Source organism: Demequina sp. (assembly GCF_016278775.1).
Taxonomy (GTDB): Bacteria; Actinomycetota; Actinomycetes; order Actinomycetales; family Demequinaceae; genus Demequina.
On the sequence record NZ_JADQBF010000008.1, the window covers coordinates 1 to 26,115 of the forward strand.

Here is a 26,115-nt window from a genome sequence, read left to right on the forward strand (position 1 = left end):
CTGTTGATCTTCACCCTGTCCTACATGCCCTGCCTCGCCACCCTGGCGGAGCAGCGCAGGCTCTACGGCGCGCGCTGGACCGCCCTCGCCGCCGGGGCTCAGTTCACGGGCGCGTACCTGATGGCCACCGTGGTGTTCCAGGTGGGGAGGCTGCTGTGAGCGGATCGTTTGGCGCCGTGATGGAGCGGCTGGCCGCGGGCGAAAGTCCCCGCGCGGCGGCGCGGACGCTCGGCATCCCCCTCGATCTTGCCCAAGCCGTCGCCGACGAAGCTGGCCGGTTGGGACTGGTGGTATCGGCGTCGGCCGCATGCGGCACGTGCGTGCCGCGTTCCTCGCCCGCGTGCGCCGGTTGCCCCCTGGTGCGGGACCACTAGCGCCCCTGACCTACCTGGAGCAGGACAGCGCGACCACGCCCCACGAGACGGGCGGCAGTTCGAGCGTCAAGAGACCCTCGCCATCAATGGCGCACGGCAACTCTTGGACGCCGACGCGATCGGGTTGCTCCAGGGTGTTGCTGGCATGGATGTCGTCGTGAAAGAGCGCGTGGCTCTCCACGATCCGCACGTCCCCCAAGCCGCTGACGTCGACGACCACCCGTTGCGACTGGTCTTGAGACCTGTTCACCAGGAACACGGCGGCCGCACCACCGTCGGCGTCGTACGTGGCGACGGCATCCACCAGCGGCACCTCGCCGTACGTGGCCGTGGCGTACGTCTCTGCCTCAAGGTGAACATCGATCGCCTCGCCGCGCGCGAGGCGGGAGGTCAGGGCGAAGGGGAAGAACGTCGTCTGCTTCCACGCGGGCCCGCCGGGCTCGGTCATGATGGGCGCGATCACATTGACCAGCTGCGCGAGGGACGCGCTCGTGACCCTGTCGGCGTGCTTGATCAGGGAGATCATCAGCGACCCGAACACGACGGCGTCGAGCACCGAGTACTCGTCCTCAAGCAGTCGCGGAGCCACGGGCCAGTTGTCGATCCCCTCGATCTTGTCCACGTTCTCGAACCGCGAGATGTACCAGACGTTCCATTCGTCAAAGGAGATGTTGACGGTCTTGTCGGAGCCCTTGAGCGCCTTCACCTCGTCAGCCGCCTCGACCACCTTGTCGATGAAGCGGTCCATGTCAACGGCCGACGCCAGAAAGCTTCCCGTGTCGCCGTTCGACTCCTCGTAGTAGGCGTGACACGAAATGTAGTCGACCTCGTCGTAGGCGTGGCTCAGCACCGTGCGCTCCCACTGCCCGAACGTGGGCATTCCCGCGCCTGAGGAACCGCACGCGACCAGCTCGACCCGCGAGTCGAGTTGGCGCATGGCCCTGGCGGTTTGGGTGGCGAGGACGCCGTAGGCCTCTGCTGTGCTGTGCCCTAGTTGCCACGGCCCGTCCATCTCGTTGCCCAGGCACCACATCGTCACGCCGTATGGCTCGGTGCGGCCGTGCGCAATCCTGCGGTCGGACAGCTCCGTGCCCCCGGGCACGTTGGAGTACTCGAGCAAGTCGATTGCCTCTTGAAGGCCGCGGGTTCCCAGGTTCACCGCGAGCATCAGGTCGCTGCCAACCCGTTCGAGCCACTCAGAGAACTCCAGTAGACCCACCTCGTTGGTCTCGGTGGAGTGCCACGCCAGGTCGAGCCTGCGCGGGCGCTCGTCACGTGGCCCGACGCCGTCCTCCCAGCGGTACCCCGACACGAAATTCCCCCCGGGGTAGCGAATCGTGGAAACCCCCAGCTCGCGCACCAACTCGATGACGTCGCGACGGAATCCCTGGTCGTCAGCCGTGGCGTGACCGGGCTCGTAGATTCCCGTGTAGATGTGCCTGCCGAGGTGCTCCACAAAGCCGCCAAAGAGGCGTCGGTGCACCGTCCCGATGCGCGCGGAGGGATCGATGCTGAGCCGGGCAGAGGCGGTGGTCACGGAGGGTCTCCTTTGTCGGATGCGGCGTGGGGCGCCGGCTCGCTCGCCATCGCACCTCCCTTGGCTACCGTCAGAATACAAGGGCGCCACCGCGCCGCCTGGGACCTGCAGGCCACACTCGGTAGGCTCGCTCGCGTGACCGTCCCCCTCATCCTCGCCTCCGCCTCGCCCGCACGGCGCGCCGTGCTACTCGCCGCCGGAATCTCGCCCACCGTCATCGTCAGCGACGTCGACGAAGACGCCGTGCTGGCCGCCGCGAGCGCCGCGTCCGGGCACGAGCTCAGCCCTGCCGATGCGGTCCTACTCTTGGCGCGCGCCAAGGCCGAGGATGTCGCGTCGCGGGAGACCGCCGCGCTCGTGCTCGGTTGCGACTCGATGCTCGAGTTTGACGGCGAAGCGCTCGGCAAGCCTGGCGATGCCGCGACCGCCACGGCACGCTGGCGCGCGATGAGGGGCCGCACTGGAGTGCTCCACACCGGGCACTGGCTCATCGATGGCCGCGGCGACGCTGGCCAGCACACCGGCCAGACGGCGTCCACCACCGTCCACTTCGCCGACCTCGCCGACGCGGAGATCGACGCCTACGTGGCGACCGGCGAGCCTCTACACGTCGCCGGGGCATTCACCGTCGATGGAATCGGGGGGCCGTTTGTGGAGCGCATCGAGGGCGATCACCACAACGTGGTGGGCGTGAGCCTGCCTGTGCTTCGCCACCTACTCAAGGCGTTCGGAGTGCGCATTCAAGACCTCTGGGTCCCGAACTCCTGAACGCTTCGTTTGTCGCGTACCGACAACCTACGGCAGGGTAGCCGGACTTCCCAGTCAATTCATTGTAGGTTCTGTACAACATGAGTGGTGAGCGCTGTGCTTCCGACCAAATCCTCCCGAGAGAGGGTCCCGGGTCGGTGGTCGCGGGTAGGGCCACGGTAGGTTGAGCGGCGTGCCTGCGTTCTCCTCGGTTCTGATCGCCAATCGCGGCGAGATCGCCGTCCGCGTGATCCGCGCGTGTCGAGACGCGTCTTTGCGTTCCATCGCCGTCTACGCCGACCCCGACCGGGACGCCCCCCATGTCTCCCTTGCCGACGACGCCTACTCACTCGGAGGCGTCACCGCACGGGAGTCATACCTCGACATCGGCAAGTTGCTCGACGTCGCCAAGCGCTCGGGTGCACAGGCGGTCCACCCTGGCTACGGCTTCCTGTCTGAGAACGCCGAGTTCGCCCAAGCCGTGATCGACGCTGGCCTGGTCTGGATTGGCCCGCCGCCGGCCGCCATTACGTCGCTCGGAGACAAGGTGAGCGCGCGTCACATCGCGCAGGCCGCCGGAGCGCCGCTGGTGCCGGGCACCGCAGACCCCGTGGCATCGGCCGACGAGGTGGTCGCCTTTGCCGACGAGTTCGGCCTGCCGGTCGCCATCAAGGCCGCGTTCGGTGGGGGCGGCCGCGGTCTCAAGGTAGCCCGCAATCGCGAAGACATTCCGGAACTCTTCGACTCCGCCACTCGTGAGGCGGTCGCCGCGTTCGGGCGCGGCGAGTGCTTCGTGGAGCGATTCCTCGACAAGCCTCGCCACGTGGAAACCCAGTGCCTCGCGGACACGCACGGCAACGTCGTCGTCGTGTCCACCCGCGACTGCTCGCTGCAGCGCCGCCATCAGAAACTGGTCGAGGAGGCTCCAGCCCCGTTCCTGACGGACGATCAGAACGCCAGGCTCGTGGCCTCCAGCGAGGCCATCCTGCGCGAGGCCGGCTACGTAGGCGCTGGCACGTGCGAGTTCCTCGTGGGCGCGGACGGCACGATCAGCTTCCTTGAGGTCAACACGCGTCTCCAGGTCGAGCACCCCGTGACGGAAGAGGTCACGGGCGTGGACCTGGTGCGTGAGCAATTCCGCATCGCGGCAGGCGAAGCAATCGCGAACCTCTCCCCGCAAGTGCGCGGCCACTCGATCGAGTTCCGCATCAACGGCGAGGACCCGGCCGCGGGCTTCATGCCAGCGCCCGGCCGCATCCACACCTTGCGCCTGCCGTCTGGCCCTGGCGTGCGCGTCGACGCCGGGGTATGCGAGGGCGACGTCGTCTCCGGCAACTTTGACTCGATGATTGCCAAGCTGATCGTGACGGGTGCGACGCGAGAAGAGGCGATTCAGCGCGCGCGGCGGGCCGTGTCCGAGTTTGTGGTGGAGGGCATCCCCACCGTCTTGCCCTTCCACGAGGCGGTGCTGAACGCACCAGAGTTTGTGGCCGCTGAGGGCTTCGGGGTGCACACCACGTGGATCGAGACTGGTTTTGCCGAGACAGTCAAGACGCTCGGCGCTTCAGGCGCCGCGGCCGCGGGGCACGACGATGGCGGCGCAACCGAGCGTGTGGTGGTGGAGGTGGGAGGCAAGCGGCTCGAGGTGGTATTGCCAGCCGCTCTTGCACAGGCCGGTAGAGCACGCGCCCGGGCTGGCACGCCTGCGCGCCGCACTACCAGGAAGCCCTCGACCATGCGGGCCTCTTCCGGCGTCACCCTGTCATCCCCCATGCAGGGCACCATCGTGAAGGTCGCCGTCGAGGACGGCGCCGAGGTGGCAGAGGGAGACCTGGTGGTGGTGCTCGAGGCCATGAAGATGGAGCAGCCCCTCACAGCGCACAGGGCGGGCGTGGTGAACCGCCTGACGGCCGCCGTGGGCACCTCGGTCACGGCAGGCGCCCTCATCTGCGACATCGTCGACTCCCCCACCGCGTAGCGATTCGAGGCCGCGTGCTACCAGGCTGGGCACCTTCACCATGATCACCCGCTCGGGGTGGGCGCGCGCTTGCGCCGTGCCCGTCGCCGCACTGCTCTTGGCCGCGTGCACCGGCGAGCCAGGCGTGCGCGACGTGACGGTATCGGTCACCTCCACTGACGACGCGTGCGCGGTGTCACGGTCTTCGACGCCAGCTGGCAACGTGGTGTTCTCCCTGAAGAACGACGGCTCTCAGGCGACGGGGTTTCGCGTCTACGAGCAAGACGGCACCGCCGTAGTCGCCGCCGTGGAGAACGTGGGCCCGGGCGCCAGCAGCGACCTGGTCGTCAACCTCACCGCTGGCGACTATGTCACCGCGTGCGACCCCGGGATGGACGGCGACGAGATCCGTAGGGAGCTCACCGCCACCGAGGCGGGGGCCGCCGCCACACCCACCGGGGAACACGCTGAGGCGTTGCACACGGCATCCGCCGACTACCTGGCCTACGTACGAGCAGAGATCGACACCCTCATGCACAAGACCGAGGCATTCGCTGAGGCCCTCGCCTCTGGGGACGACGAGACGGCGAAGGCGATGTACGCGGACTCCCGTGTGCATTGGCTGCGCATCGAGCCCATCGCCGCACACTTCGGCGACCTCGTCCCGCTGTTGGATCTGCGCGAGGCCGATCTTGGCCCCAACGAGCAATGGCTGGGCTGGCATCACGCAGAGAAGCTGTTGTGGCCGCCAGCCGAGGGCTACACCGTGGATCAAGCCACCCGCGCCGAGCTTGCCGACCGCCTGGTGAGCGACACGGCCAACCTCCAATCGCGCGTCAGTGCTGGCGATTTCACGGTGGAGGCGTTCCAGATCGGCAACGGCGCCAAGGAACTGCTCGACGATGTCGCTGCCACCAAGATCACCGGCGACGAGGAGATCTGGTCTGGCACCGATCTGTGGGACATCCAGGCCAGCATCGACGGAGCTCGGCGGGCCTTCGAGTCGCTCAAGCCCGTGGTGATCGATCGCGATCCCAAGTTGGTCGCCGAGCTAGACGAACGCTTCGCCGCCGCGCAGTCCGTCTTGTCCGCACACGGCTCGATTGCGGAGGGGTTCACGCTGTACCCCGACCTCACCTCAGAGCAGGTGCTGGAGCTGTCACGCACCATCGAGGCGCTCAGCGAGCCACTGTCGCGGCTCACCGCCGCGGCGGTGCTGTAGGGCGAGGGCATGCGGCGAGGGGACAATGGATCCATGAGCGAGCAGCGCCCCTCCCCCACGCCGCCAGCGGAGGATGCCACGCCGTCAGACGAGGGGCCAGGCCGGAGCGCCAAGGGCCCCTCGCGCAGGGCTGTACTGGGCGTCGCGGGCGCGGCAGCAGGCATCGCGGCATCGGGTGGCATCGGCTTCCAGGTGGGCCGTCAGACGGCGCCGCCACCTGGCGAGGGTCAGTTCCCGTTCCTTGGCGCCCATCAGAGCGGGATCCTCACACCGCAACAGGACCGCCTGCACTTCGCCGCTTTCGACATCACGACCGACTCTCGCGACCGCGTCATCGCGCTGTTACGCCGCTGGACGCAGGCCGCCGCCACCCTCATGGCCGGCTCGCAAGTGGGCGGCGGCGCCGTTGGCGGCCCCGACCTGTTGCCTCCTGACGACACTGGCGAGGCGCTCGACCTGGGCGCGTCTGGACTCACCATTACCTTCGGCTTCGGCCGGTCGATGTTCCTGGCAGACGGCGCAGACCGCTTCGGCCTGGCCGATGCGCTGCCGGATCAGCTGCTTGAGCTTCCTCACTTCGCTGGCGATGCGCTCGAACAGAACCTGTCGCACGGAGACCTGTGCATCCAGGCGTGTGCCAACGATCCCCAAGTGGCCGTCCACGCGATCCGGAACTTGGCCCGCCTCGCGATCGGGGACGCCCACGTGCGCTGGGCGCAGCTTGGCTTTGGCCGCACGTCCTCGACGACTCGCGCTCAGAAGACGCCACGCAATCTCATGGGTTTCAAGGACGGCACGGCCAACATCAGGGCCGAGGACAAGGGCCTCGTTGACCGGTGGCTGTGGGCCGACGGCAGTGACGGCCAGCAGTGGATGCACGACGGCACGTACCTGGTGGCCCGCAAGATTCGCATCCTCATTGAGAACTGGGATCGCACGTCGCTGTCGGAGCAGGAGGACGCTGTGGGCCGCACCAAGGGCTCGGGAGCGCCCCTGAGCGGCGGCAACGAGTTCACCGATCCCAACTTCCGCGCGCGCGATTCCGCTGGCAGCCTCCTCATCCCGACAGACAGCCACGTCACCATCGCGCATCCCAGCCGCTGGGATGGGGTCAAGATGCTCCGCCGCGGTTTCAACTACACCGACGGCGCCGATGCCCTGGGCAAGTTGGATGGGGGCCTGTTCTTCATCGCGTTCGTGCGCGACCCGCGCGCCCAGTACGTGCCGATGCAGGAAGAGATGTCGCGCGCCGACCGGATGACGGTCGAGTATCTGCGCACCGTGGGGTCGGCGGTGTTCGCCGTGCCGCCAGGTGTCGCCCAGGGTTCCTCGCTGGGCGACGGCGGCGCCTACATCGGCGAGGCGCTCTTCGCCTAGGCGCGCTTCCTGCGGCCCCCCACAACGAGCGCGAGTCCCAGCAACACGAGCGCCGCCGCGTTGCCCACGGTCCCGCCCACGTCGGCGCCGGTGAACGCGAGTTCGTCTGCCCGAATGAACCCGAAGTCCAGCGTGAGGTCCGACTGACGGTCGTCCAAGCCGGACGACGCGGGGTCGTCCTCGTCGATGGGAGCGGCGGCCCGCAGCGTCACCGTTGCTGACTCAACACCCGACGCCATGAGCGCCAGTCCGAGCGCGGGCCCAGGCGGAACGGTGACCACCGGACCGTTGGAGTCCGAGTCGGTTCCGTCGTTCGGGTCACTCGAGATCGCAGCACCGTCTGTCGTGGTGTAGCCGGCCAACGGGCGGCCGGGCCTGAAGTTGTCGCCCGTCACCCGCACCCGGTAGTCGCCGGGCGCGAGGCCAGCGAACAGGTACTGCCCTGCCACGTTGGTGTACTCCGTGGCGAGTACCGCGCCGGTGTTCGCGTCGAGCAGTTCGACCTCCACCGTGGCTGGCACTGGCAATTCGCCGCGGTCGAACAGGCCGTTGCGGTTTTCGTCGAACCACAACTGGTTGCCCAACTCCAGACCCGCCTGCGCGTGCCAGAAGCCAAAGTCGACGGTGAGGTTCGACTGGCGATCAGCGTAGCCAGCGGAAGGCGTCGGGTCAGCGTCGGACTCCGTATCGACGGCAAGCGTCACCACGGAGGCGCGCACGGCGCCTTCCGAGAAGATGTCGCCAGAGACGGGGTCGCCCTCGTCCTCGCCGACGGCGTCGAGGTTCGCGTCTGGAGTCGGCTCGTTGCCGTCCGAGTTCGCGTGACCTGCGAGCTCCTCCGCGAACTCCGTTGCAGGAATCTCCACGATGTAGTCGCCTTGCGGAAGCCCAATGAAGCGGTAGTCGCCGCTTGCATCCGTCACCGTGGTGGCCTGGCTGCCGCTCGCGTCCAGGTACGGCGAGCCGTCGCCATTGAACAGCAGCAGCGTGATGTCCTCGAAGTCGCCCTCGTCGGTGTCGATGCCGTCGTTATCACTGTCGAGGAACACCGTTCCGCCCAGCTCCATCGCGCTCACGCCAAAGTCGACGGTGAGGTTCTCTGCCGCGTCGGGGCGCACGTCGTCGTTGTCGGGGTTGTCGCCAGTGCCGTCTGTCACCGGCGAGGCAGACGCCGACGCTGTGACCAGGCCGTTCGAGCGAACCGCGCCAAATGCGGTAGCAGGATCGACGCCGCGATCCAGGCCGTCTGTGTCGTCGGCGGCGATCGTTCCCGCGTCGCCCGGTGAGGAGAACCAGCCCTCGAGCGTCCCACCGGTCGCGAACTCGCTCGCGGGGATCTGGACGTAGTACTGCTCGCCAGAGACCAGACCAGTGAAGAGGTACAGGCCGCCACCCGAGGTGACCTGTGTGTCGACGAGCGCGCCGCTCGCGTCACGCAACTCGACGGTCACCAGGTCGACACCGGCGTCCCCGTCGGCGGGCTCATAGACCCCGTCGGCGTCGCTGTCGGTGAACACCATGTTGCCCAGGGAGATCGCGTAGAAGCCAAGGTCGACGGTGAAGTTGGAGCGGTCGTCGTCGATGCGCGGGCTCGTTTGGCCGAGGTCGTCGTCCGTCGAGTCGTCCACGCGCAACTGCTCGGTGACGGGCTCGGAGCCGCCGATCGACACCACGCCAGTGCGGACCACCGTCGAGACTTGGGCTCCGTTGGAGTCGTTGTCCTCGTCGTCGTCCGGCGTCGAACTCGCCACGGTGGACGGGAAGAATCCGTCGAGCGCGCCTGCCACGATCGAGCTGGCTAGCGACGGGGTCACCGCGGGCACCTGCCCGTCGGGGACCTGGATTCGATAGTCGCCAGCCACCAGGTCGGTGAACTCATACTTGCCGCCGCCTGCCGTGACGGTCTCTTCCAACACCGTTCCGGCGGCGTCGGTCAGCTGCACCAGCACCCCGTCGATGCCGGGCTCGCCGTCCTGTGCGAGGCCGTCATTGTTCAGGTCGTGCCACACGAGGTTGCCCAGGCGGTAGGTGGGTACGTCGATGAGGCCAAAGTCGACCGTGAGGTACGAGTCCCCGTCCAGGTAGGGGCCCGTGACGCCATCGGCATAGGCCTCTGCGTCGTCACTGGTGGTGCCCGGACCGTCCGTCTCGCCGGTGGGCGCGCCGTCACGGGTCAGGGTCAGCAGTTCGCTGACCGAGACGTAGGTGCCAGCCGGTTCGCCAGCGTCTTGGCCGTCGACCGTCAGCGAGGCACCGGGGGCTCCCGTCGAAGAGCGGGTACCTGCGGGCCCGGAGGGGACCGCTACAAAGTAGTCGCCCTCGTCGAGGTGGGAGAAGAAGTACCTGCCCTCTGCCCCCGTGTTTGTCGTGTCCACGAGCGAGTCAGTGGACGGGTCAAAGGTGTTGTCCCCGTTGTCGAGGAAGAGGGACACTCCCACACCCACCAAGAAGGACTCGTCCGCGTCGTACACGCCGTTGTCCTGGTTCGCTCCAGCGCCCTCATCGAGCCACACCTGGTTGCCCAGGCGCAGGCCGCGCCAGAAGCCGAAGTCGACAGTCTGGTTGGAGCGGTCGTCGCGCACGTAGACCAGCGCCTCGGCGTCGGCATTGTCGATGCCGTCGACTTCGCCCACTGGCTCGTCGTGGTCGGCAGGGCCGGCCGCGCCACCCAGTGTCACGGGGCTGGCCGTCCAACCGCCGTTCACGCCGTCTGGTTGGGCGTCGTTGTTGTTGTCTACAGCCACCGAGTTGCCGAGGTCAGCCACGGTTTCAGGTGTGCCTCCCACGTACCAACCAGCGAGTGTGCCCTGCGACGGAATGTGCACGATGTAGTCGCCTGCCGCCAGGGCGGTGAACCGGTAGCGACCGGTGTCTGGCCCCGCGGCTGTGGTCGTAGAACCCGCGAACGTGTCGCCCGCATTCAGGGTGCCGCTACCGTCGACGTCGCGGTAGACCTCAACCGTCACGCCACTGATGCCTGGCTCGCCGAGGTCGGCCACGCCGTCGTCGTCGTAGTCCTCCCACACCAGGTTGCCCAGCGCGTAGGTGGGCACCGGCGAGAAGCCAAAGTCGATCGCCAGGTTCGAGCTGGAATCCACCACCGACGTGCCAGTGGCGGTGTCGGCGCGGGACTCGAAGGCCGCGTCGCCGTTGCTCATGCCACCCGCAACCATCACGATCGGGTGCGAGACCGCAGCCCAACCGGTCGCGGGCTCACCCTGATCGCGGTCGTTGACCGAGTCGTCGGCGGCCTGACCCGTCGACGAACGCAGGTTCTCCAACTCCTGGCCGGAACCGTGCTCGCTGTCGGGGATCGCGGCGAAGTAGGTGCCCTCCGTGAGGCCAGTGAAGAAGTAGGCGCCGCCCACCGTAGTGGTGGTGCCCACCGAGGTGTCGTCACCGGAGCCGCCATCGAACACGCCGTCTCCGCCGTCCGCGAAAAGCTCCACGCTCACGCCGGAAATCGTCAGCTCGACGGACGGGTCATACACGCCGTTGTCCTCAAGCGTGGGGTCAAAGCTTGCGCCAGTGCCGCCGTTGTCGAGCCAGACGATGTCGCCCAGCCGGAGCAGCTGGTAGAAGCCGAAGTCGACCGTGAGGTTGCTGCGTGCGTCCGTGCCTCCCGCCCAGCCGGAGTCGTCGTCACCGCCGTCGCGGTGCGTCTCGTTCGTCGGCTCCGTCTCGGTCACGGCGTCGTCGCTCGAGCCCAGCGTCAGCACGCCCGTCTGCCAGCCGCCCGTCACGGTCGCGCCGTTGTCGTCGTTGTCGTCCGCGTCTGCGTCAGGGTCGCCAGCGTCCGCGGTGGACGAAGCGAGGTTGTCGAGGGCGCCAGCGGTGATCGACAGGCCGCCACTCAACTCCTCCGTCTGGGAGGACGGAACCCGCACCGAGTAGTCGCCCGCGGCGAGGTTCTCGAAGAGGTACTCGCCAGAGCCATCCGTGACGGTCTCGGCCATCACGTCACCTGCGGCGTTGAGCAATTGCACGAGCACGCCAGAGATCGGGTCCTCGCCAGCGTCGGCAATGCCGTTGTTGTTCGCGTCCAGCCACACCAGGTTGCCCACGCGGTACAGCGGCACCTCAACAAAGCCGAAGTCGACGTCGAGGTGCGAGTTCGCGTCCGCCGTGCCGACCACGGTGCCGCCGTTGGCCTCGACCTCGGCGTTCGCGTCAGCAGTGGAGGAGCCGTCACCAGGCTCGATCGCGTCCTGCTCACCGGTCGCCGCCGTGCCGAGCGCCGCCGCGACCTCGAGCGACACCGACAGGTAGCCTGCCAGCGGCGCGCCGTCGTCGTCGTTGTCGGCGTCCGACGTTGCAGTCGACTGCCCTGCAGAGGAGCGCGCCGTCGTGAAGGGCGAGCCGATGCTGGGGATCGCGACGTAGTACTCGCCGGGGATCAGGTTGTCGAACCAGTAGTTGCCTTCTGTGGACGTGGTGGTGGTGTCGACCAAGACGTCGTCTCCGGCGGCCTCGAATCCGTCGCCGTCGACGTCGTTCCACAGCTCCACCGTGACGCCGCCGATGCCCACTTCAGTGCCGTTGAACTCGCCGTCGTTGTCGGTCGACACGTGCGTCGACGCGTTTGCGTCAGACTCGTCGCGCCACACCTGGTTGCCGATGCGCACGCGCTCGGCAAAGCCGAAGTCAACGGTCTGGTTGGAGCGTCCGTCGAGGTAGGTGCCGTCTTCTGCCGAGACGACGGTGTTGTCGTCAACCTCGCCGGTCGGCTCGTCCGTCTCGCCCTTGGGAGAGATGGCTCCCAGCTCTACCGCGGACGACGCCCAGCCGTCGGAAGGAGTCGTACCCAAAGGCAGGGCGTTGTTGTCGTTGTCAACGTCGTTGTTGGCGTCCGCTTCGCGCACTTGCGATGAGTCGAGGCCCGCGAGGGTCGAGTCCCACAGCACCACGACGAAGTAGGTGCCAGCTGGCAAATCGTCGAAGCCATAGCGGCCCTTGTCTGCCCCCGTCGTGCCTGTCGTGTCGAGGCCCATGAACGTGTCGGTGCCGAGGTCAAGCACTCCATTGCCGTCGTCTGCGTACAGCATCACAGGCACGTCGCCGATGCCCTGCTCGCCCAGATCCACCGAGCCGTTGTCGTTCGTGTCGAGCCACACCAGGTTGCCCAAGCGGTACGTGGGCGCAGGCGAGAAGCCGAAGTCGACCACCAGGTTGGAATCGCCGTCCGTGACGGTCGCGCCAGACTTGGCCAGCAGGTTCGCGTTCGCCTCATCGGCGGCGTCACCGTACGCCATCCCGCCACGCGTCAGCACGATCACGGGAGAAACGGACGCATAGCCACCGGCTGCGGCTCCGTGGTTACGATCGTTGGTGCCCGCGCCGTCGGCCCAGGTGGGCGTCGAGGCTCGTAGGCCCACGAGGTCGCCTCCAGTGGCCGTCTCGGCCGCGGGGATCGCCACAAAGTACCGGCCGCCGTCGTCAAGGCCGGTGAAGAAGTACTCGCCGTCTGCGTCAGTGGTGGTCGACGCGATGGCGGCGCCGTCGTCGGCAGCTGCACCTGGCTCGAAGACCCCGTCGCCGTCGTCGGCGAACAAGTACACCGTCACTCCCGGTGCGGGAAGCTCTGTCGACTGGTAGATGCCGTCGTTCTCTTGAGTCGGGTCAAACGTGGCGGCGCCGGTGCGACCGTTGTCGAGCCAGACGGTATCGCCGAGGCGCAGGCCAAAGTAGAAGCCGAAGTCCACGGTGAACTCGGAGCGAGCGTCTGTACCGCCAGCCCAGCCCAGGTCGTCGTCGCCTCCGCTGCGTAGCACCTCATTGGTGGGCTCTGACTCGAAGGTCGAGGAGTCGTCGCCGAGCGTCACCAGCTCGGACTGCCAGCCGCCCGCAAAGGGCACGCCGTTGTCGTCGTTATCGTCAAGGTCGGTGTCAGGGTCCCCCGTGCCAGGCGAGTTGATCGCGCCGTTCAGGGCACCACCGATCACCGGCAGTGCAAGGCCCAGCGTCTGCAACTGATTCGAGGGGATCGCGATCCGGTAGTCGCCGGCCGCTAGAGGCGTGCCCATCGCGTCCTCGGTGAACTCGTATGCGCCGCTTGCGTCGGTGACGGTCTCGTTGATGACGTTGCCTGCTGCGTTCTCGAGCCGCACCAGCACGCCTTCGATACCCGGCTCGCCAGCGTCGGCGATGCCGTCAGCGTTCGTGTCCCGCCACACCAAGTTGCCGATGCGGTACGTGGGCGGGGCGACAAACGAGAAGTCGACGGTGAGGTCCGAGTTGGCGTCTGGGAAGGCCAAGCCGCCGCCAGTGGCCTCAGACTCGGCGGAGCCGTCGGCTGCGGGGAGCGTGTCCGTCTCGCCAGTGGGCGCGGCGCCCACTGCCAGAGAGATGGGGGCAGAGGCGGCGACGTAGGGGTCGCCCGCGCCGTCAGTCACGCTCGCGCCGTTGTCGTCGTTGTCGCCGCTACCGACGGACTGGCCCAGCGAGGACACGAACTCGGCGTAGGGCGCAGGGAGGGTCTCAATGGCCGCGAAGTACGTGCCGGCCGCCAACTCGGTCACCAGCCAGTTGCCCTCAGCGTCGGTCACGTCGGATCCGGCAAACGTGTCGTCGCCGCTACCGGTGCCAGCGTCGAAGGCGCCGTCGCCGCCGTCGAGCCAGACGCTCACGGTGACGCCACTCAGGAGCGTCTCGCCAGCATCCACCTCACCGTTGTTGTCCGTCGCCACGTAGGTCGCGGGGTTGGTGTCTGACTCGTCGTGCCACACCACGTTGCCCAAGCGCAACTGGTTCCAGAAGCCAAAGTCGACGGTGTAGTTGGACTGGTCGTCTGCAAACGAGTCAGCGTCGTCATCCGTCGCGTCGTCGGAGCGCAACCGCTCGTTCGTCGGCTCCACGCCGCCCACCGTGACGGTGGCGGCCGGGCCGGAGACTACCCCAGCGGCGGCGCCGGCGTTGGTGTCGTTGTCCACGTCGTTGTCTGCGTTGGCCGTCTGCGTGGGGCCGGACACAATGAGGCCTGCTGGCAGCGTGGTGGTGTCCACCTTGACCGCGTACGTGCCGGGGGCGAGGCCAGTGAATTCGTAATGGCCCGCCGAGTCGGTGGCAACGTCTGCCAGCAACGCGCCGGTGACCGGGTCGCGCAACTCCACGCGCACGGTTGGCAGTCCTGGCTCGCCGTCCTGCGCCACACCGTCGTTGTTGAGGTCCAGCCACACCAGGTTGCCGATGCGGTACGGCTTCACAAAGCCGAAGTCCACCGTCAGGTTGGAGCGGTTGTTCGCGTACGTCGCGGGGTCCGATGTGGAGGGCGTCAGCGAACCGGGTTGGTCGTAGCCCACTCCGGTGCCGTCTCGGCGCTCCTCGTTGTTCGGCTCGCCTCCCACGTAGTGGTTGAGCGGGCCGAGCGTCACGGTGGTCGACGCCACCGCGGTGGACACCACGCGTCCGTCGTCATCGTTGTCGGTGTCAGAGTTGGCCACCGCTCCATCCGTCGCGGACGTCAGGCCAGCCAGCACGGCACTGTTGGCGCCACCGAGGTCAACCCTGACGCGGTAGTCGCCAGCGGCGAGGTTCTCAAAGACGTACTCGCCGTCGCCGTTGGTCACGGTCGTGTCAAGGGGGGAGGCGAAGGCGAGGTCGCTCGCCGCGTACAGCACCACCGTCACGCCAGGGATGCCCGGCTCCTGGGCATCGGCGATGCCGTTGCCCTCGTCCGCGCCCACGTAGGAGCCGGCCGGGCCTCCGTTGTCGAGCCACACCAGGTTGCCGACGCGGTACACGGGCACATTGATGAAGCCGAAGTCGATCGCCAGTTCGGAGTTGTCGTCCGCGTATTGCACGACGCCCGGGCGAGCGTTCGCCTCGGCCTCGGCGTTGGCGTCCGTGGTGCTCGATCCGTCGCCTGGCTCCACCGCGTCCGCCTCGTCCTCAGACGCTCCAGACTCGGTCGGGACAAAGGGCAGCGAGACCGCGATGTCGAAGGTGCCGGGGGCTCCGTCGTCGTCGTTGTCGGACCCGGTCGGGTTGGAGGACTGCCCGTCGGAGGAGGCAGGGCGGTCGATGCCAACGCCACCGATCGACGGAATCACCACAAAGTACTGCCGGTCAGGGCGCACGCCGTCAAACCAGTAGTTGCCCTCTGAGGTGGTCGTGGTGGACTGCAGCGGCGTCGAGCCGTCAGCACCGCCGCGTTCGAACTCGCCGCTGTCATCGGCGTCGAGCCACAGTTCGACTGTCACGCCGCCGATGCCCAGCTCACCGGCATCGAAGACCCCGTTGTTGTCCGTCGCGACCTGGGTGACCGGGTCGGAGTCGGACTGGTCGCGCCACACCTGGTTGCCGATGCGGATGGATGGCACAAAGCCGAAGTCGACCGTCTGGTCGGCGCGGTCATCGGCCACGGAAGGCGCTGGCTGCGCGCCGGTCTCCGTGGTGCCGTCTGTCTCGCCAGTGGGCTCCGCCACCGCAACGGGGCCGAGCGAGATCGCCCCAGAGGCCCAGCCGAGAGAAGCGTCGACCACGCCGTTGTTGTCGTTGTCCACGCCGTCGGCCGAGGCGACGTCGATGGGGCTACCGGAGGTGCCGTAGCCGGCGGGGAGACCGCCGCCGGTGAGCACGACAACCACGTAGTCGTCCGCGGCGGAGAGGCCTTCGAACTCGTAGAAGCCGTTGGGGTCGGTCGACGTGGTCGCGATGCGCTCGGTTGCGGCCAGGATTCCGTCGTTCGCGACGGCGCCGCCAGCACCGTTGTCTCGGTAGAGGGCGAGGTCCACGTTCGGGATGCCCGACTCGTCGTCGTCTGCCACGCCGTTGTTGTAGTTTGCCCCCGCGCCGGTGTCGCGCCACACCAGGTTGCCCAGGGTGTAGGTGATGGCCTCGAACACAAAGTCGACATTGAGGTTCGAGTTGGCGTCCGAGTAGGCGCGGGGCGACGTCAAGGCGTCGGCGTCAGTCTTGTCGGCGCCGTCGTTGGTGGGCTCGCCGTCATGGGTGAGCGTGATGTCGTCTGAGCGAGACAGGAAGCCTGGCTCCGCGTCGCCGTCGTTGTCAAAGTTGTTGGTCTCTGGGTTCGCGACGGATCCCGTCACGGGCTCGTATTCGGTCAGTGCCTGCGGGTCGCCAGCGGTCGTCTGGTCGGCAGGGATGCCCACCTGGTACACGCCGGGATACAGGCGGTCGAACGAGTAGTCACCATCGGAGTTGGTGATGGTCTCAGCCACCACGTCGTACGTGGAGCCGTTGTACTTGAGCAGTTGCACGCGCACGCCGGCGACCTCTTCGCCTGCGTCGCCCACGTTGTTGTCGTTCGCGTCGATGTAGACGGTGGAGCCGAGGCGCAACAGGCCCAACTGCACCGCTTCCGAGTCGTGGTCGTCCTCATCGGCACCGTTCACGCCGTTGATGGGCGCGCGGTCGATGTCGTTGTGCGAGTCCTCGGGGAAGGTCGAGGAGCCAACAACCTCGCGGTCGTCGTTGCCTGGGTCCGTGTCAGGGGTGGAGTCAACGTCTTGGACCCAAGTGGACTTGGCGTTTCCAGAGTTGGAATCGTTGTCGAAGCCCGTGATCTCCGCGGTGTTGACCTGCACGTCGTTCACGAGCGCCAGGTCGGCGAGCATCGTGAACGTCACCGATTCGCCCGCGGCCAACGCCGGAATGGTGAACGTGCCGTTGCCAGCGTTGTACGTCACCGTCACTGCGGTGCCGGAAGGCGACGTGGTGGCCGGCTGCGATGCCGCGGTGGACGCGCTGCGCGACAGCGGCATCGAGGGGCTATCAAGCACTGTCACGTTGAACGCGTCCGTCTGGCCCTGGTTCTTGACGGTGATGTCAAAGGAGGCCGTGGTGGACGGCGTCGTGATGATGGCGTCTTGACCGCTGGAGCGAGTCTTGATGAGTGCCAGGTCGTACACGGGAACGATGGCAACGTCGTGGTCGTCCTCGTCGGCAACGCCGCCGTCTTCTGTCGAGGAGGTGCTGGTGTTCGTCCACCGCTGCAAGTCGATCTCGTCGTCCACGAGCGCGTCGGTGTTCACGGCGTCGGGGATCGAGTCGACGTCATACACGGTTCCCGTCGTCGAGTCGCCGTTGGCCGAGTTGCCGTCGTTGTCGAAGCGAGTGATCTCCGCGGTGTTGAGAAGCCCCGCCATGTTCACCGGCGACGCGATGGTGAGCGTGACATTGAGGGTCACGGAAGAGTTACCAGGGATGACGCCGTCGATGGTGACCTCTGGCGCGGTGGTCACGGAGTTGTCCCACGAGTACGGCAACGCGGCGTCGCCGCCCGTGGTGCCCGGCGCCGGAAGCGTCGTCATCGCCAGGAAGGAGTCCGTGTCGACGTAGTCGGTCAGCGTCACGCCATCGACGGCATCGGCCGTCTGGTTGAAGACCTCGAGCTGGAACGTCACCGTTCCAGATGCAGGCGTGCCGGTCATACCCACCACCGACTTGCGCAACGCCAGATCATGCGGCCGCGGCGGAACAAAGCCCACGTCAAACGTGTGGTCGTTGTGGCCTGGCAGCATGGCGGCGGCGGACAGCGCCATCGTGGGACGCCATGCGGAACCGATCGCGCCGACCCCAGCGGTCGGGTTGGAATCGATCCACGTCGAGTCGCCGGAATACGTGTAGGACGGCGCCTGCCCGGACGGCGACAGGTTGAGACCGGCGAGCGGACCAGAGGCGTAATCGGCGGCTGAACCGACCCTGATGACGAAGTCTTGGCGGTACGCGAGGCCCCCGCCCACGTTGTCGCCGTTGCCGACTGCTGGTTCGCTCAACCCGGTGCGGAAGTAGTACTGACCGCCATCAGCCGTCTCGGCCGTGCCGAGGGGCGTGGTGAAGCCCGTGTCTGTCGCGGCGAACAGCTGGACGGTGACGCCGTCGATGCCCGTCTCGCCCGGGTCTTGGATGCCGTCGCCATTTGTGTCGCTCCACACGCGGTTTCCGACCTCGAGTGGGGCGGCGTCACACAACGCCTCAAGGTCACCGATGCCGTTGGCCTTGCCAAACACCGCGACGTTGTTGACCGGGCGCGCGTTCTCGTAATAGTTCTGGCTGAGATCCGACAGGTGAGCGCCAGTGGCGTTGTCGATTCCACGGATACCGCCAGAGTTCGCGGTGCCGTCCTCGGCGTTCGTTGCCGACAGGAGCAGCTCTCCCGTGCGGGGCGCAATGGCAACGTGTCCGTTGGAGAGTTCCTTGTGACCGTTCGTGTTGGAATCGCCTGGGTAGTACTCACCGCCGCCTGTGCCCTGGCCGTTCGCGGCGTTGTTGGCACAGCCAGCGGAACCCTCGAGCACATAGGTGCCGCCCGTCGCGCACAGGCGCAACAGCTCGCCTCCAGACATCGCGAAGATCAGGTCGGGTCCGCCAGGGCTGATGCCCGCCGCCGTGCCATCCGCCGCGAGGGGCGCCCAGTTATCGGCGCCGATCATGTCGCCAGTGCGGTCGCGGAATGCGAGCACCATCGAGCCGTCGTCATCGAACGCGATGTCAGACAGCATCGGCGTGGGCCGGATGATGAACGACGCAGACCCGGTCGAGGTGGAGTTTGCCCCCGAGTCCCACGAGGTGTCGAACGAGTCGTCCCAGATGTGCCAGAGGTTGAGGGCGTCCGTCGTCTGATCGCCGTTGGGCAGGCGGAAGGAGTCAACGAACACTTGACCCTTCTGCGGGTAGTCGAGGTCGATGCGGGGCCCCACCTGGGTCCACGTGCCGTCGCCGGTGGTGCGCACCACGTAGGCGTCGAGGTCGGCGACGGTGCCGCTTGCGGCGTCACACACCACGCCGGAGTAGAGGTATCCGTCCTGGTAAGCAAGCGCGAACGGGCGCGCCGTGCCGTTGGTGCAGCTGATCGCGCTACCTGGCAAGCCGAGCGAGGATGAACTGGTGGGCGCGGAACCGTCGGCGGGGATCGGGATGGCGTGGACGGTGAGCTGGTACAGGTTGGTCACGTACAAGGTGTCCGAGCCATTGGTTTCGATGTCGCCGATGCCTCGCTTTCCCACCTCGTCGAAGATGGGGTCTGCGGACTGGAGCCTCCACGGGACGAGGTCCCTCACTGCATTGGAGGGAATGTCCGCCTGGCCGACGTCGATGCCCAGGTCATCGTACAAATCCACCCAGTGGGTTGTGGTGTCAGTGTCTGGATCCATCTTGTACAGCGCGTCAGCACCGTACGTATCGTTGAGGCCCGCGTGGCGCTTGACGTAGGAGGCGGCAAACACCGACCGGGTAACGGGATCCCATGCGACGGCCGCGAGCGATCCCACCTCTGCGGGGGTCGCGACGCCCGTGCGGGTCGAGCTGTCGTAATTCGAGTGCCACAGCGCGTCAAAGGTGGTGGCACTCGAGTTGCCTTCACCCACGCAAAACACCGTGGTGGCGATATCGGGGTTGCTGGAGCAGAAGTCTTGAGGCTTCTGGATCCCGAAGTCAAGGTCCGACACGGTGCCACCGTCGGTGAAGGTGGCGAACCGAATGGTGGTGGCGTTGTCGGTTCCTGCGCGCGAGGGGAAGAAGCCTTCGGGCATGCTCGTCAGCTCGATGCGGATCGGCCCCGCTGTGGCGTTCGGCGACAGCGACACAGAGTATGCGCCGGTTGACGACGTGGTGGCGGGCCCAAACCGGTTGCCGGAGGAGTCGTAGGCGTACACGACGGCGCCCTCGACGCCAGCTTCCCCGGCATCCATGACGCCGTCTACGTCGTAGTCGTTGAAGACGACGCCGGTGGCGGTGCCCGTGGCGGCTGCCGCCGTGGGCGCAAGGGCGAGAGGGACCACAAGGCCGAGACCAAGCGTTGCCACCACGGCGGCGGCAACGGTCGATCCCATGCGGCTTGCGCGCGTACGCAGAATTATCACGTGTCGGTATCCCTCAGCAGTACGGACACTGTGATCCACGTCACGGTGGCCCGCCGCCCCGCGAATCCCAGATGCGCCCCCACAAATGGGGGTCGGGGTCAGTATGGACTAAAGTCCCGTGTGTGCCAAGTCACACTTGCGAGTGACGCGTGTCGCACGACACGCCTGGGAAAGGCGCAAATGGGTGCAAATGCGGACAACTTGGAGGCGAGGGCGAAGGTCCCATAGTCCCGTGTGGCTGGAGGCCCGGGATATACGCTCGTGGCATGTCTGCACACGCTTTCGCGGCCGAGGCCGCCGCCGCTCTGACCGGCCGCACCGGCATCCCTTCTCACGACCTCGCGCTCATCCTCGGCTCCGGCTGGGGTGGGGCCGCCGAGCTGATCGGAGAGGAGGTCGCGTCCATCGAGGCGTCAGACATCCCTGGCTTCACCGGCCACGCCGTCGCCGGTCACCACTCGACGTTCCGGTCGCTCCTCACGGCAAGTGGCAAGCGGGTGCTGGTGCTCGGCGCGCGCCAACACTTCTATCAGTCCCGAGATGCCGCCACTGTGGCGCACGCGGTGCGCATGGCCGCCGCGGCAGGCTGCTCGCAACTGGTGGTCACCAACGGCTGCGGGTCTACCCGTGCCCTCGTCGGCCCTGGCACCGTGGTGCTGATCTCCGACCACCTCAACCTCACGGGAGCCACTCCCCTTGAGGGCGCCACGTTTGTTCCCATGGGCGACGCCTACTCGCCCCGCCTCCGGGACCTCGCGCGTACGGTTGATGCGGACCTGATCGAGGGCGTGTACGCGCAGTTCTCCGGCCCGCAATACGAGACTCCCGCCGAGGTGAGGATGGCGACCACGCTGGGCGCCGACCTCGTGGGAATGTCCACCGCACTCGAAGTCATCGCCGCGCGCGAGGCCGGACTCGAGGTACTCGGGCTGTCCTTGGTCACCAACCTGGGCGCCGGCATCGGCACCGAGGCCCTCAATCACCAAGAGGTGCTCGACGCTGGCGCCGCCGCTGCCCCTCGCATCTCTCGCCTGCTGGCCGACATTGTGGGGAAGATGTAGGCATGGACGTCTCCGACATTGACGACGCTGCGGTAGCCGCTGGCACCTGGCTTGCTGACGATCCAGACCCTGCCACCCGCGCCGAGCTCAAGAGCGTGCTTGAGGCGGTCGCCGCTGGCGATACCGACGCCGCGGTAGATCTGGCCGACCGCATGTCCGGCCTGCTCCAGTTCGGGACTGCCGGGCTGCGCGGTCGCCTGGGCGCGGGCCCGAACCGCATGAATAGGGCCGTAGTCATTCGCGCGGCTGCTGGGCTTTCGTCATACGTCACGGCACAGCTAGGACATCGCGGCACCATCGTCGTCGGATACGACGCGCGCCACGGTTCCACCGAGTTCGCCCACGACACCGTCGCCGTCGCGGTGGCCGCCGGGCACCGGGCGCTGCTGCTGCCCTCCCCCCTTCCCACCCCCGTGCTGGCGTATGCGGTCAAGGCCTTGGGCGCCGACGCCGGGGTCATGGTGACGGCCTCGCACAATCCCGCGTGGGACAACGGCTACAAGGTCTACTTGGGTGCCTCGATCACACCGGAGGCCGCTGGCGCGCAAATCGTCCCCCCGCACGACGCGGGCATCGCCACGCTCATCGAGGCGGTTGGCGCGGTGGCGGGTATCCAGCGCGCCACGTCGGGCTGGGAGGTGCTGTCCCCTAGCGTCGTCGATGACTATGCGGCCAAGGTGGCCGCGCTCGTTCCCACTCCCCAAGGTGACGTGGCGACGAGGCGCGCGGGACTCAAGGTGGTGCTCACGCCCATCCACGGCGTCGGCGATGCGACCGTGCGCCAGGCGCTCACCGCCGCGGGCCTCACCGACCTCACGTCCGTTCCTGAGCAGGCGGAGCCGGATCCCGACTTCCCCACGGTGGCGTTCCCCAACCCGGAGGAACCGGGAGCGATCGACCTGGCGCTCAAGTTGGCGACCACCATCGGCGCCGACGTGGTGATCGCCAACGATCCGGACACGGACCGCTGCGCCGTCGCAACCGTGATCGACGGCGATTGGCGGATGCTGCACGGCGACGTGGTCGGTTCGCTGCTGGGCGAGCGGATCGCGGCAGCGCACGCGGGTCAGCCAGAAGCGACTCTCGCCAACTCGATCGTGTCCTCACGGCAGTTGGCGGCGATCGCGAAGCGTCACGGTCTGGCACACGCGAACACCCTCACCGGCTTCAAGTGGATCTCCCGCGCGCCGCACCTCTTGTACGGCTACGAGGAGGCCCTGGGCTATTGCGCCGCCCCAGCGCTGGTGCTCGACAAGGACGGCGTCTCCACTGCCGTGCTGATCGCGGAGCTGGTGTCGGAGCTCAAGGCTCAGGGGCGCACCCTCGCCGATGCGATCGACAACCTTGCGCTGCACTACGGCGTGTACCTGTCGTCCCAAGTCTCTGCGCGCTTCGACGACCTGTCTCAGATCCCTGAGCTGATGACGCGGCTGCTCGCCTCGCCGCCTGCCACGCTGGCCGGGTCAGTGGTGACCGCCACCGACGACATGAACGATGGCTTCGCGGGGCTCCCTCCCACCAATGGGCTGCACCTCGGGGCCGAGTCTGGGGCGCGCGTCATCATCAGGCCGTCAGGCACGGAGCCCAAGGTGAAGGCCTACCTCGAAGTGATCGAGGAAGTGGAGGCAGGGGACGTGCGCGGTGCGCGTGGGCGAGCGGACTCGGCCATGGCTGCATTGCGGGCCGACGTAGAGAAACTGCTGGGGGTCTAGTAGGAGTCGCCGCCGGATGCCTCGGGAGCCGCGGCGCCGTCGAGGCCGTCGAGCACAGCGCGGGTGCCGCTGAGCCCCAAGCGCGAGGCGCCTGCCTCGACCATGGCCAGCGCAGCCTCAGCAGTGCGAATCCCGCCCGATGCCTTCACCCCGATGTCAGGGCCCACCGTCTTGCGCATGAGCGCGACCGCGTGGACGGAGGCACCGCCTGCGGGGTGGAAGCCGGTGGAGGTCTTCACGAAGTCGGCACCGGCGGCAACGGCCGCCTTGCACGCGCCAACAATGGCGTCGTCCGTGAGCGCGGCCGACTCGATGATGACCTTGAGCAGCGCGCCCCTGGTGGCTGCGCGCACGGCCGCAACGTCGGCCTCCACGGCATCAAAATCGCCAGCGAGCGCGGAGGCCACGTCGATGACCATGTCCACCTCGTGCGCGCCCTTCACCACCGACTCGGCGGCCTCGACGGCCTTGACGGCTGAGGTGTGCTTTCCAGACGGGAAGCCGCACACGGTCGCGATCAACAGGCCCTCGGGGACCGACGCGGGAATCAGCGACGGCGAGACGCACACGGAGTACACGCCCAACTCGGCGCCCTCCGCCACCAGGGCGGCGACGTCGGCGGGGGTTGCCTCCGGCTTGAGCAAGGTGTGGTCGACCAGGCGGGCCAGTTCCAAACGAGAAAGTGTCATGGTCCCAGCCTACGTCCGCTCAGGCCTCGTATCCCTCGACGATGCCCTCTGCCAGGTCGGCGCGCTCGTGGTAGGGCAGGAACGCGCCCCACGCTGCCACCAGGGTGGCCTCAAAGAGATCCTCCTTGGTCCAGCCAGCGCCCACCAAGGCCTCGAACTCCCCCGACATGGACACCCCCGATACCAGGCGGTTGTCGGTGTTGATGGTGACGGCGAAGCCGAGGTCGCGCAGCTCGTGCATCGGGTGGTCTTCGATGGACGTGGCCGCGGCAGTGTGGACGTTGGAGGTGGGGCTGCACTCGAGCGGAATCTGCTCGTCCAGCGCGTGCTGGGCGATCACGCCGAACACGGGCTCCTCTTCTGTACCGAAGTTCTCGATGTCCTCGTGAATGCGCACACCATGGCCCAAGCGTCGGGCGCTGCCAAGCCCCAGTGCCTCGCCCACGGAAGCGGCGCCGTCGGCCTCGCCTGCGTGAATCGTGACGGGCATGTGGTTCTCGCGCAGCAACTGGAAGGCCTCACGGTGCTTGGAGGGCGGGAAGCCGAGTTCGGGGCCGGCGATATCGAAGCCGACGCAGCAGCGGCCCCGGTTGGCGATGGCCAGCTCCGCGATCTCGTAGGAGCGGTCAAGGTGACGCATGGCGTCCAGCAGCGCGGCGGCGCGGATGCCGTGGCCGGCTTCCGCCGCCTCGGCGACGCCCTCTTCGATACCAGCCTGCACGGCCTCGACCACCTCTTGGAGGGTCAGGCCTCCAGCGACGTGCTGCTCGGGTGCGTAGCGCAGCTCGGCGTAGACGACGCCGTCCGCAGCGAGGTCAACGACGGCCTCGCGGGCAATACGGGTCAGGTTCGGGGCGGTCTGCATCACCGCGGTGGTGTGCGCGAAGGCCTCGAGATAGCGCACCAGGTCCCCGGAGTTGGCGTTCTCGACGAACAACTGCTGGAGCTCGTCCGGGTCGGTCGAGGGCAGCTCGTGGCCGATCTCGCCAGCCAGTTCAATCAGAGTGGACGGCCGCAGGCCGCCGTCGAGGTGGTCGTGGAGCACAACCTTGGGCAGGGCGAGAATCTGGGGGGTGGTGAGGGTCATGGGTCAAGCGTACGGCGCTACCGCGGCACGGCTCCCCACAGCACGGAGGAGAAGTACACGAGGCCGAGCAGGATGAACATGCCAGTGAGCGTGGCCGCGCTCGACTTGCCCGTCGCCCGGTAGATGCCGAAGAGTCCGACCGCGGTGGCCATGCCCAACAGCCCCACACCGGCCGCACATCCGATGAGGTCTCTGGCGGTCACTCCCCCGACGGCCGCCCCCACCATCAGCAGGGAGCCGAGGCTTGCGCCAGCGGTCACGGCCAGGGCTATCCCTCGCTCACCGTGCATCCAGTTGTGCCACGCCAGGTATGCGACCTCTGCAGAACCGAGCGTCACGGACAGCCCGACCACGCCAAGTTGCCACGCGAGCCCGACGGCGGTGTCTGAAGCGAACGCGACAGCCATCCACGCGGTGGCGCCCGTGGCCACCACTGCGGCGACGAGCCATCCCCGCGTGCTCTTGAACCTCGCGGGCAGCGACTCGACCATCCCCGTGTCCGTCATCGGCGCACCGTCAAGCCCTCCGTGCGCCGTGTCGAGTTCCTCACACTTTGTAGGTTATCGCGTCATAATGCGCCGTCCAAGCAGCGAGATTGGGTGAGCCGGACATCAGGCCCGGAACTGGCATACATCGCCCGGTTCGAGCGCCGACGCCACCCGCGCGGCCATGGCCGCAGACATCGGCGGCATCGCGTCAAGGGGGAACCAACCGGCGTCGGTGTTCTCACCGTCGGCGGGGTGCGGATCGCCGCTCACGTAGCGGAAGCGGAAGGTGAGGTCCAGGTATTGCGCGCGGTCTCCGTTGGCGTATTGCATTGGCTCCAGGGAGCGAACCGACGTGAGCGCCTGCGCGTGGGCGACGACGTCGGCCTCCTCGAGCACCTCGCGGGCGCCGGCCACGGCTGGCTGCTCGCCCGGGTCGACGATGCCAGTCACGGGGGTCCACGCGCCGGTGTCTGCTCGCTTGACCAGCAGCACCTCGCGACCTCCCGATGGGGTGTCGCGCAGCACCACTGCGGTCACGCCGGGCATCCACAACAGGTCGTGACCGACCTTGGCTCGCAGGTCGAGGACAAAGTCGGGCGTCGGCATGCACCCACCCTAGAACTGCGGGCGGGCTACGCTCGCCGGTATGCACCGGATCTTCGGCATGCCCTTCGCCACGGTCTACCCCCTCTACGTGACCAAGGTGGAGCGCAAGGGGCGCACGCAAGCGGAGTTGGACCAGGTCATCGAGTGGCTGACCGGGTTTGACAAGGCCGCCTTGGACAGGCACCTCGAGGCGGGTACGACGTTCGAGGAGTTCTTCGCCGATGCGACGCTACACCCCAACGCGGCGCTCATCACCGGTGTGATTTGTGGAGTGCGGGTCGAGCAGATTGAAGATCCGCTCATGCAGAAGATCCGCTACCTGGACAAGCTGGTGGACGAGCTTGCTCGCGGCAAGGCTGTGGAGAAGGTGCTGCGCGACTAGGTCCCTGGTGTGCAGAGGCCGGGCTTCAGGCTCCAAGCACCAGCGCTGCGTTCGC

The 26,115-nt window shown here is 67.5% G+C and carries 14 protein-coding genes; 8 read left to right on the plus strand and 6 right to left on the minus strand.

Annotated features, from left to right (window positions below):
* Window positions 1-155: 155 nt before the first annotated feature.
* A complete protein-coding gene (locus tag QZZ33_RS01605) occupies window positions 156-374 on the plus strand; it encodes a hypothetical protein (protein WP_291377724.1) in 219 nt (72 codons plus the stop codon).
* A gap of 10 nt (window positions 375-384) precedes the next feature.
* On the opposite strand, the gene QZZ33_RS01610 is transcribed toward QZZ33_RS01605, so the two are convergent.
* Window positions 385-1,911, minus strand: coding sequence for an alpha-N-arabinofuranosidase (locus QZZ33_RS01610; RefSeq protein WP_291377725.1), 1,527 nt, complete (start codon window positions 1,909-1,911; stop codon window positions 385-387).
* Window positions 1,912-2,046: 135 nt separating this feature from the next.
* On the opposite strand from QZZ33_RS01610, the gene QZZ33_RS01615 reads away from it, so the two are divergent.
* From QZZ33_RS01615 to efeB, 4 genes are all read left to right on the plus strand, one after another.
* A complete protein-coding gene (locus QZZ33_RS01615; protein ID WP_291377726.1) occupies window positions 2,047-2,679 on the plus strand; it encodes a nucleoside triphosphate pyrophosphatase in 633 nt (210 codons plus the stop codon).
* Between the two features lie 172 nt (window positions 2,680-2,851).
* Window positions 2,852-4,636 carry a biotin carboxylase N-terminal domain-containing protein gene (locus QZZ33_RS01620; protein ID WP_291377727.1) on the plus strand — a complete coding sequence of 595 codons (1,785 nt, stop codon included), beginning with the start codon at window positions 2,852-2,854 and terminating at the stop codon, window positions 4,634-4,636.
* A gap of 40 nt (window positions 4,637-4,676) precedes the next feature.
* Entirely contained in the window at window positions 4,677-5,837 is a 1,161-nt protein-coding gene (gene efeO / locus QZZ33_RS01625) for an iron uptake system protein EfeO (protein WP_291377728.1), read from the plus strand.
* Between the two features lie 33 nt (window positions 5,838-5,870).
* The gene (gene efeB, locus QZZ33_RS01630) at window positions 5,871-7,214 is read left to right on the plus strand and encodes an iron uptake transporter deferrochelatase/peroxidase subunit (protein WP_291377729.1); all 1,344 of its coding nucleotides are present in this window, start codon (window positions 5,871-5,873) and stop codon (window positions 7,212-7,214) included.
* On the opposite strand, the gene QZZ33_RS01635 is transcribed toward efeB, so the two are convergent.
* The gene (locus tag QZZ33_RS01635) at window positions 7,211-20,035 is read right to left on the minus strand and encodes an SdrD B-like domain-containing protein (RefSeq protein WP_291377730.1); all 12,825 of its coding nucleotides are present in this window, start codon (window positions 20,033-20,035) and stop codon (window positions 7,211-7,213) included. The two genes, efeB and QZZ33_RS01635, sit on opposite strands and share 4 nt — an antisense overlap.
* A 266-nt stretch (window positions 20,036-20,301) precedes the next feature.
* Here QZZ33_RS01635 and QZZ33_RS01640 point away from each other — a divergent pair, with 266 nt between their 5' ends.
* Together QZZ33_RS01640 and QZZ33_RS01645 are read left to right on the plus strand one after the other, a co-directional pair.
* Window positions 20,302-21,096: a purine-nucleoside phosphorylase gene (locus QZZ33_RS01640; RefSeq protein WP_291377731.1), complete on the plus strand. Its 795-nt coding sequence runs from the start codon at window positions 20,302-20,304 to the stop codon at window positions 21,094-21,096.
* Between the two features lie 2 nt (window positions 21,097-21,098).
* Complete coding sequence (locus tag QZZ33_RS01645) at window positions 21,099-22,808, plus strand: phospho-sugar mutase (protein ID WP_291377732.1); 1,710 nt, start codon at window positions 21,099-21,101, stop codon at window positions 22,806-22,808.
* On the opposite strand, the gene deoC is transcribed toward QZZ33_RS01645, so the two are convergent.
* The 4 genes from deoC to QZZ33_RS01665 all read right to left on the minus strand — a co-directional run bounded on the left by deoC (window position 22,805) and on the right by QZZ33_RS01665 (window position 25,678).
* Window positions 22,805-23,497, minus strand: a complete 693-nt coding sequence (gene deoC / locus QZZ33_RS01650) for a deoxyribose-phosphate aldolase (RefSeq protein WP_291377733.1) — start codon at window positions 23,495-23,497, stop codon at window positions 22,805-22,807. The two genes, QZZ33_RS01645 and deoC, sit on opposite strands and share 4 nt — an antisense overlap.
* Before the next feature lie 19 nt (window positions 23,498-23,516).
* Window positions 23,517-24,584 (minus strand): adenosine deaminase, encoded by a 1,068-nt coding sequence (locus QZZ33_RS01655; protein ID WP_291377734.1) that lies wholly within the window; start codon window positions 24,582-24,584, stop codon window positions 23,517-23,519.
* 17 nt (window positions 24,585-24,601) lie between these two features.
* The gene (locus QZZ33_RS01660; protein ID WP_291377735.1) at window positions 24,602-25,090 is read right to left on the minus strand and encodes a hypothetical protein; all 489 of its coding nucleotides are present in this window, start codon (window positions 25,088-25,090) and stop codon (window positions 24,602-24,604) included.
* A gap of 105 nt (window positions 25,091-25,195) precedes the next feature.
* Window positions 25,196-25,678 carry an NUDIX domain-containing protein gene (locus QZZ33_RS01665; protein WP_291377736.1) on the minus strand — a complete coding sequence of 161 codons (483 nt, stop codon included), beginning with the start codon at window positions 25,676-25,678 and terminating at the stop codon, window positions 25,196-25,198.
* 40 nt (window positions 25,679-25,718) lie between these two features.
* On the opposite strand from QZZ33_RS01665, the gene QZZ33_RS01670 reads away from it, so the two are divergent.
* A complete protein-coding gene (locus QZZ33_RS01670) occupies window positions 25,719-26,060 on the plus strand; it encodes a DUF2200 domain-containing protein (protein ID WP_291377737.1) in 342 nt (113 codons plus the stop codon).
* Window positions 26,061-26,115: the final 55 nt, after the last annotated feature.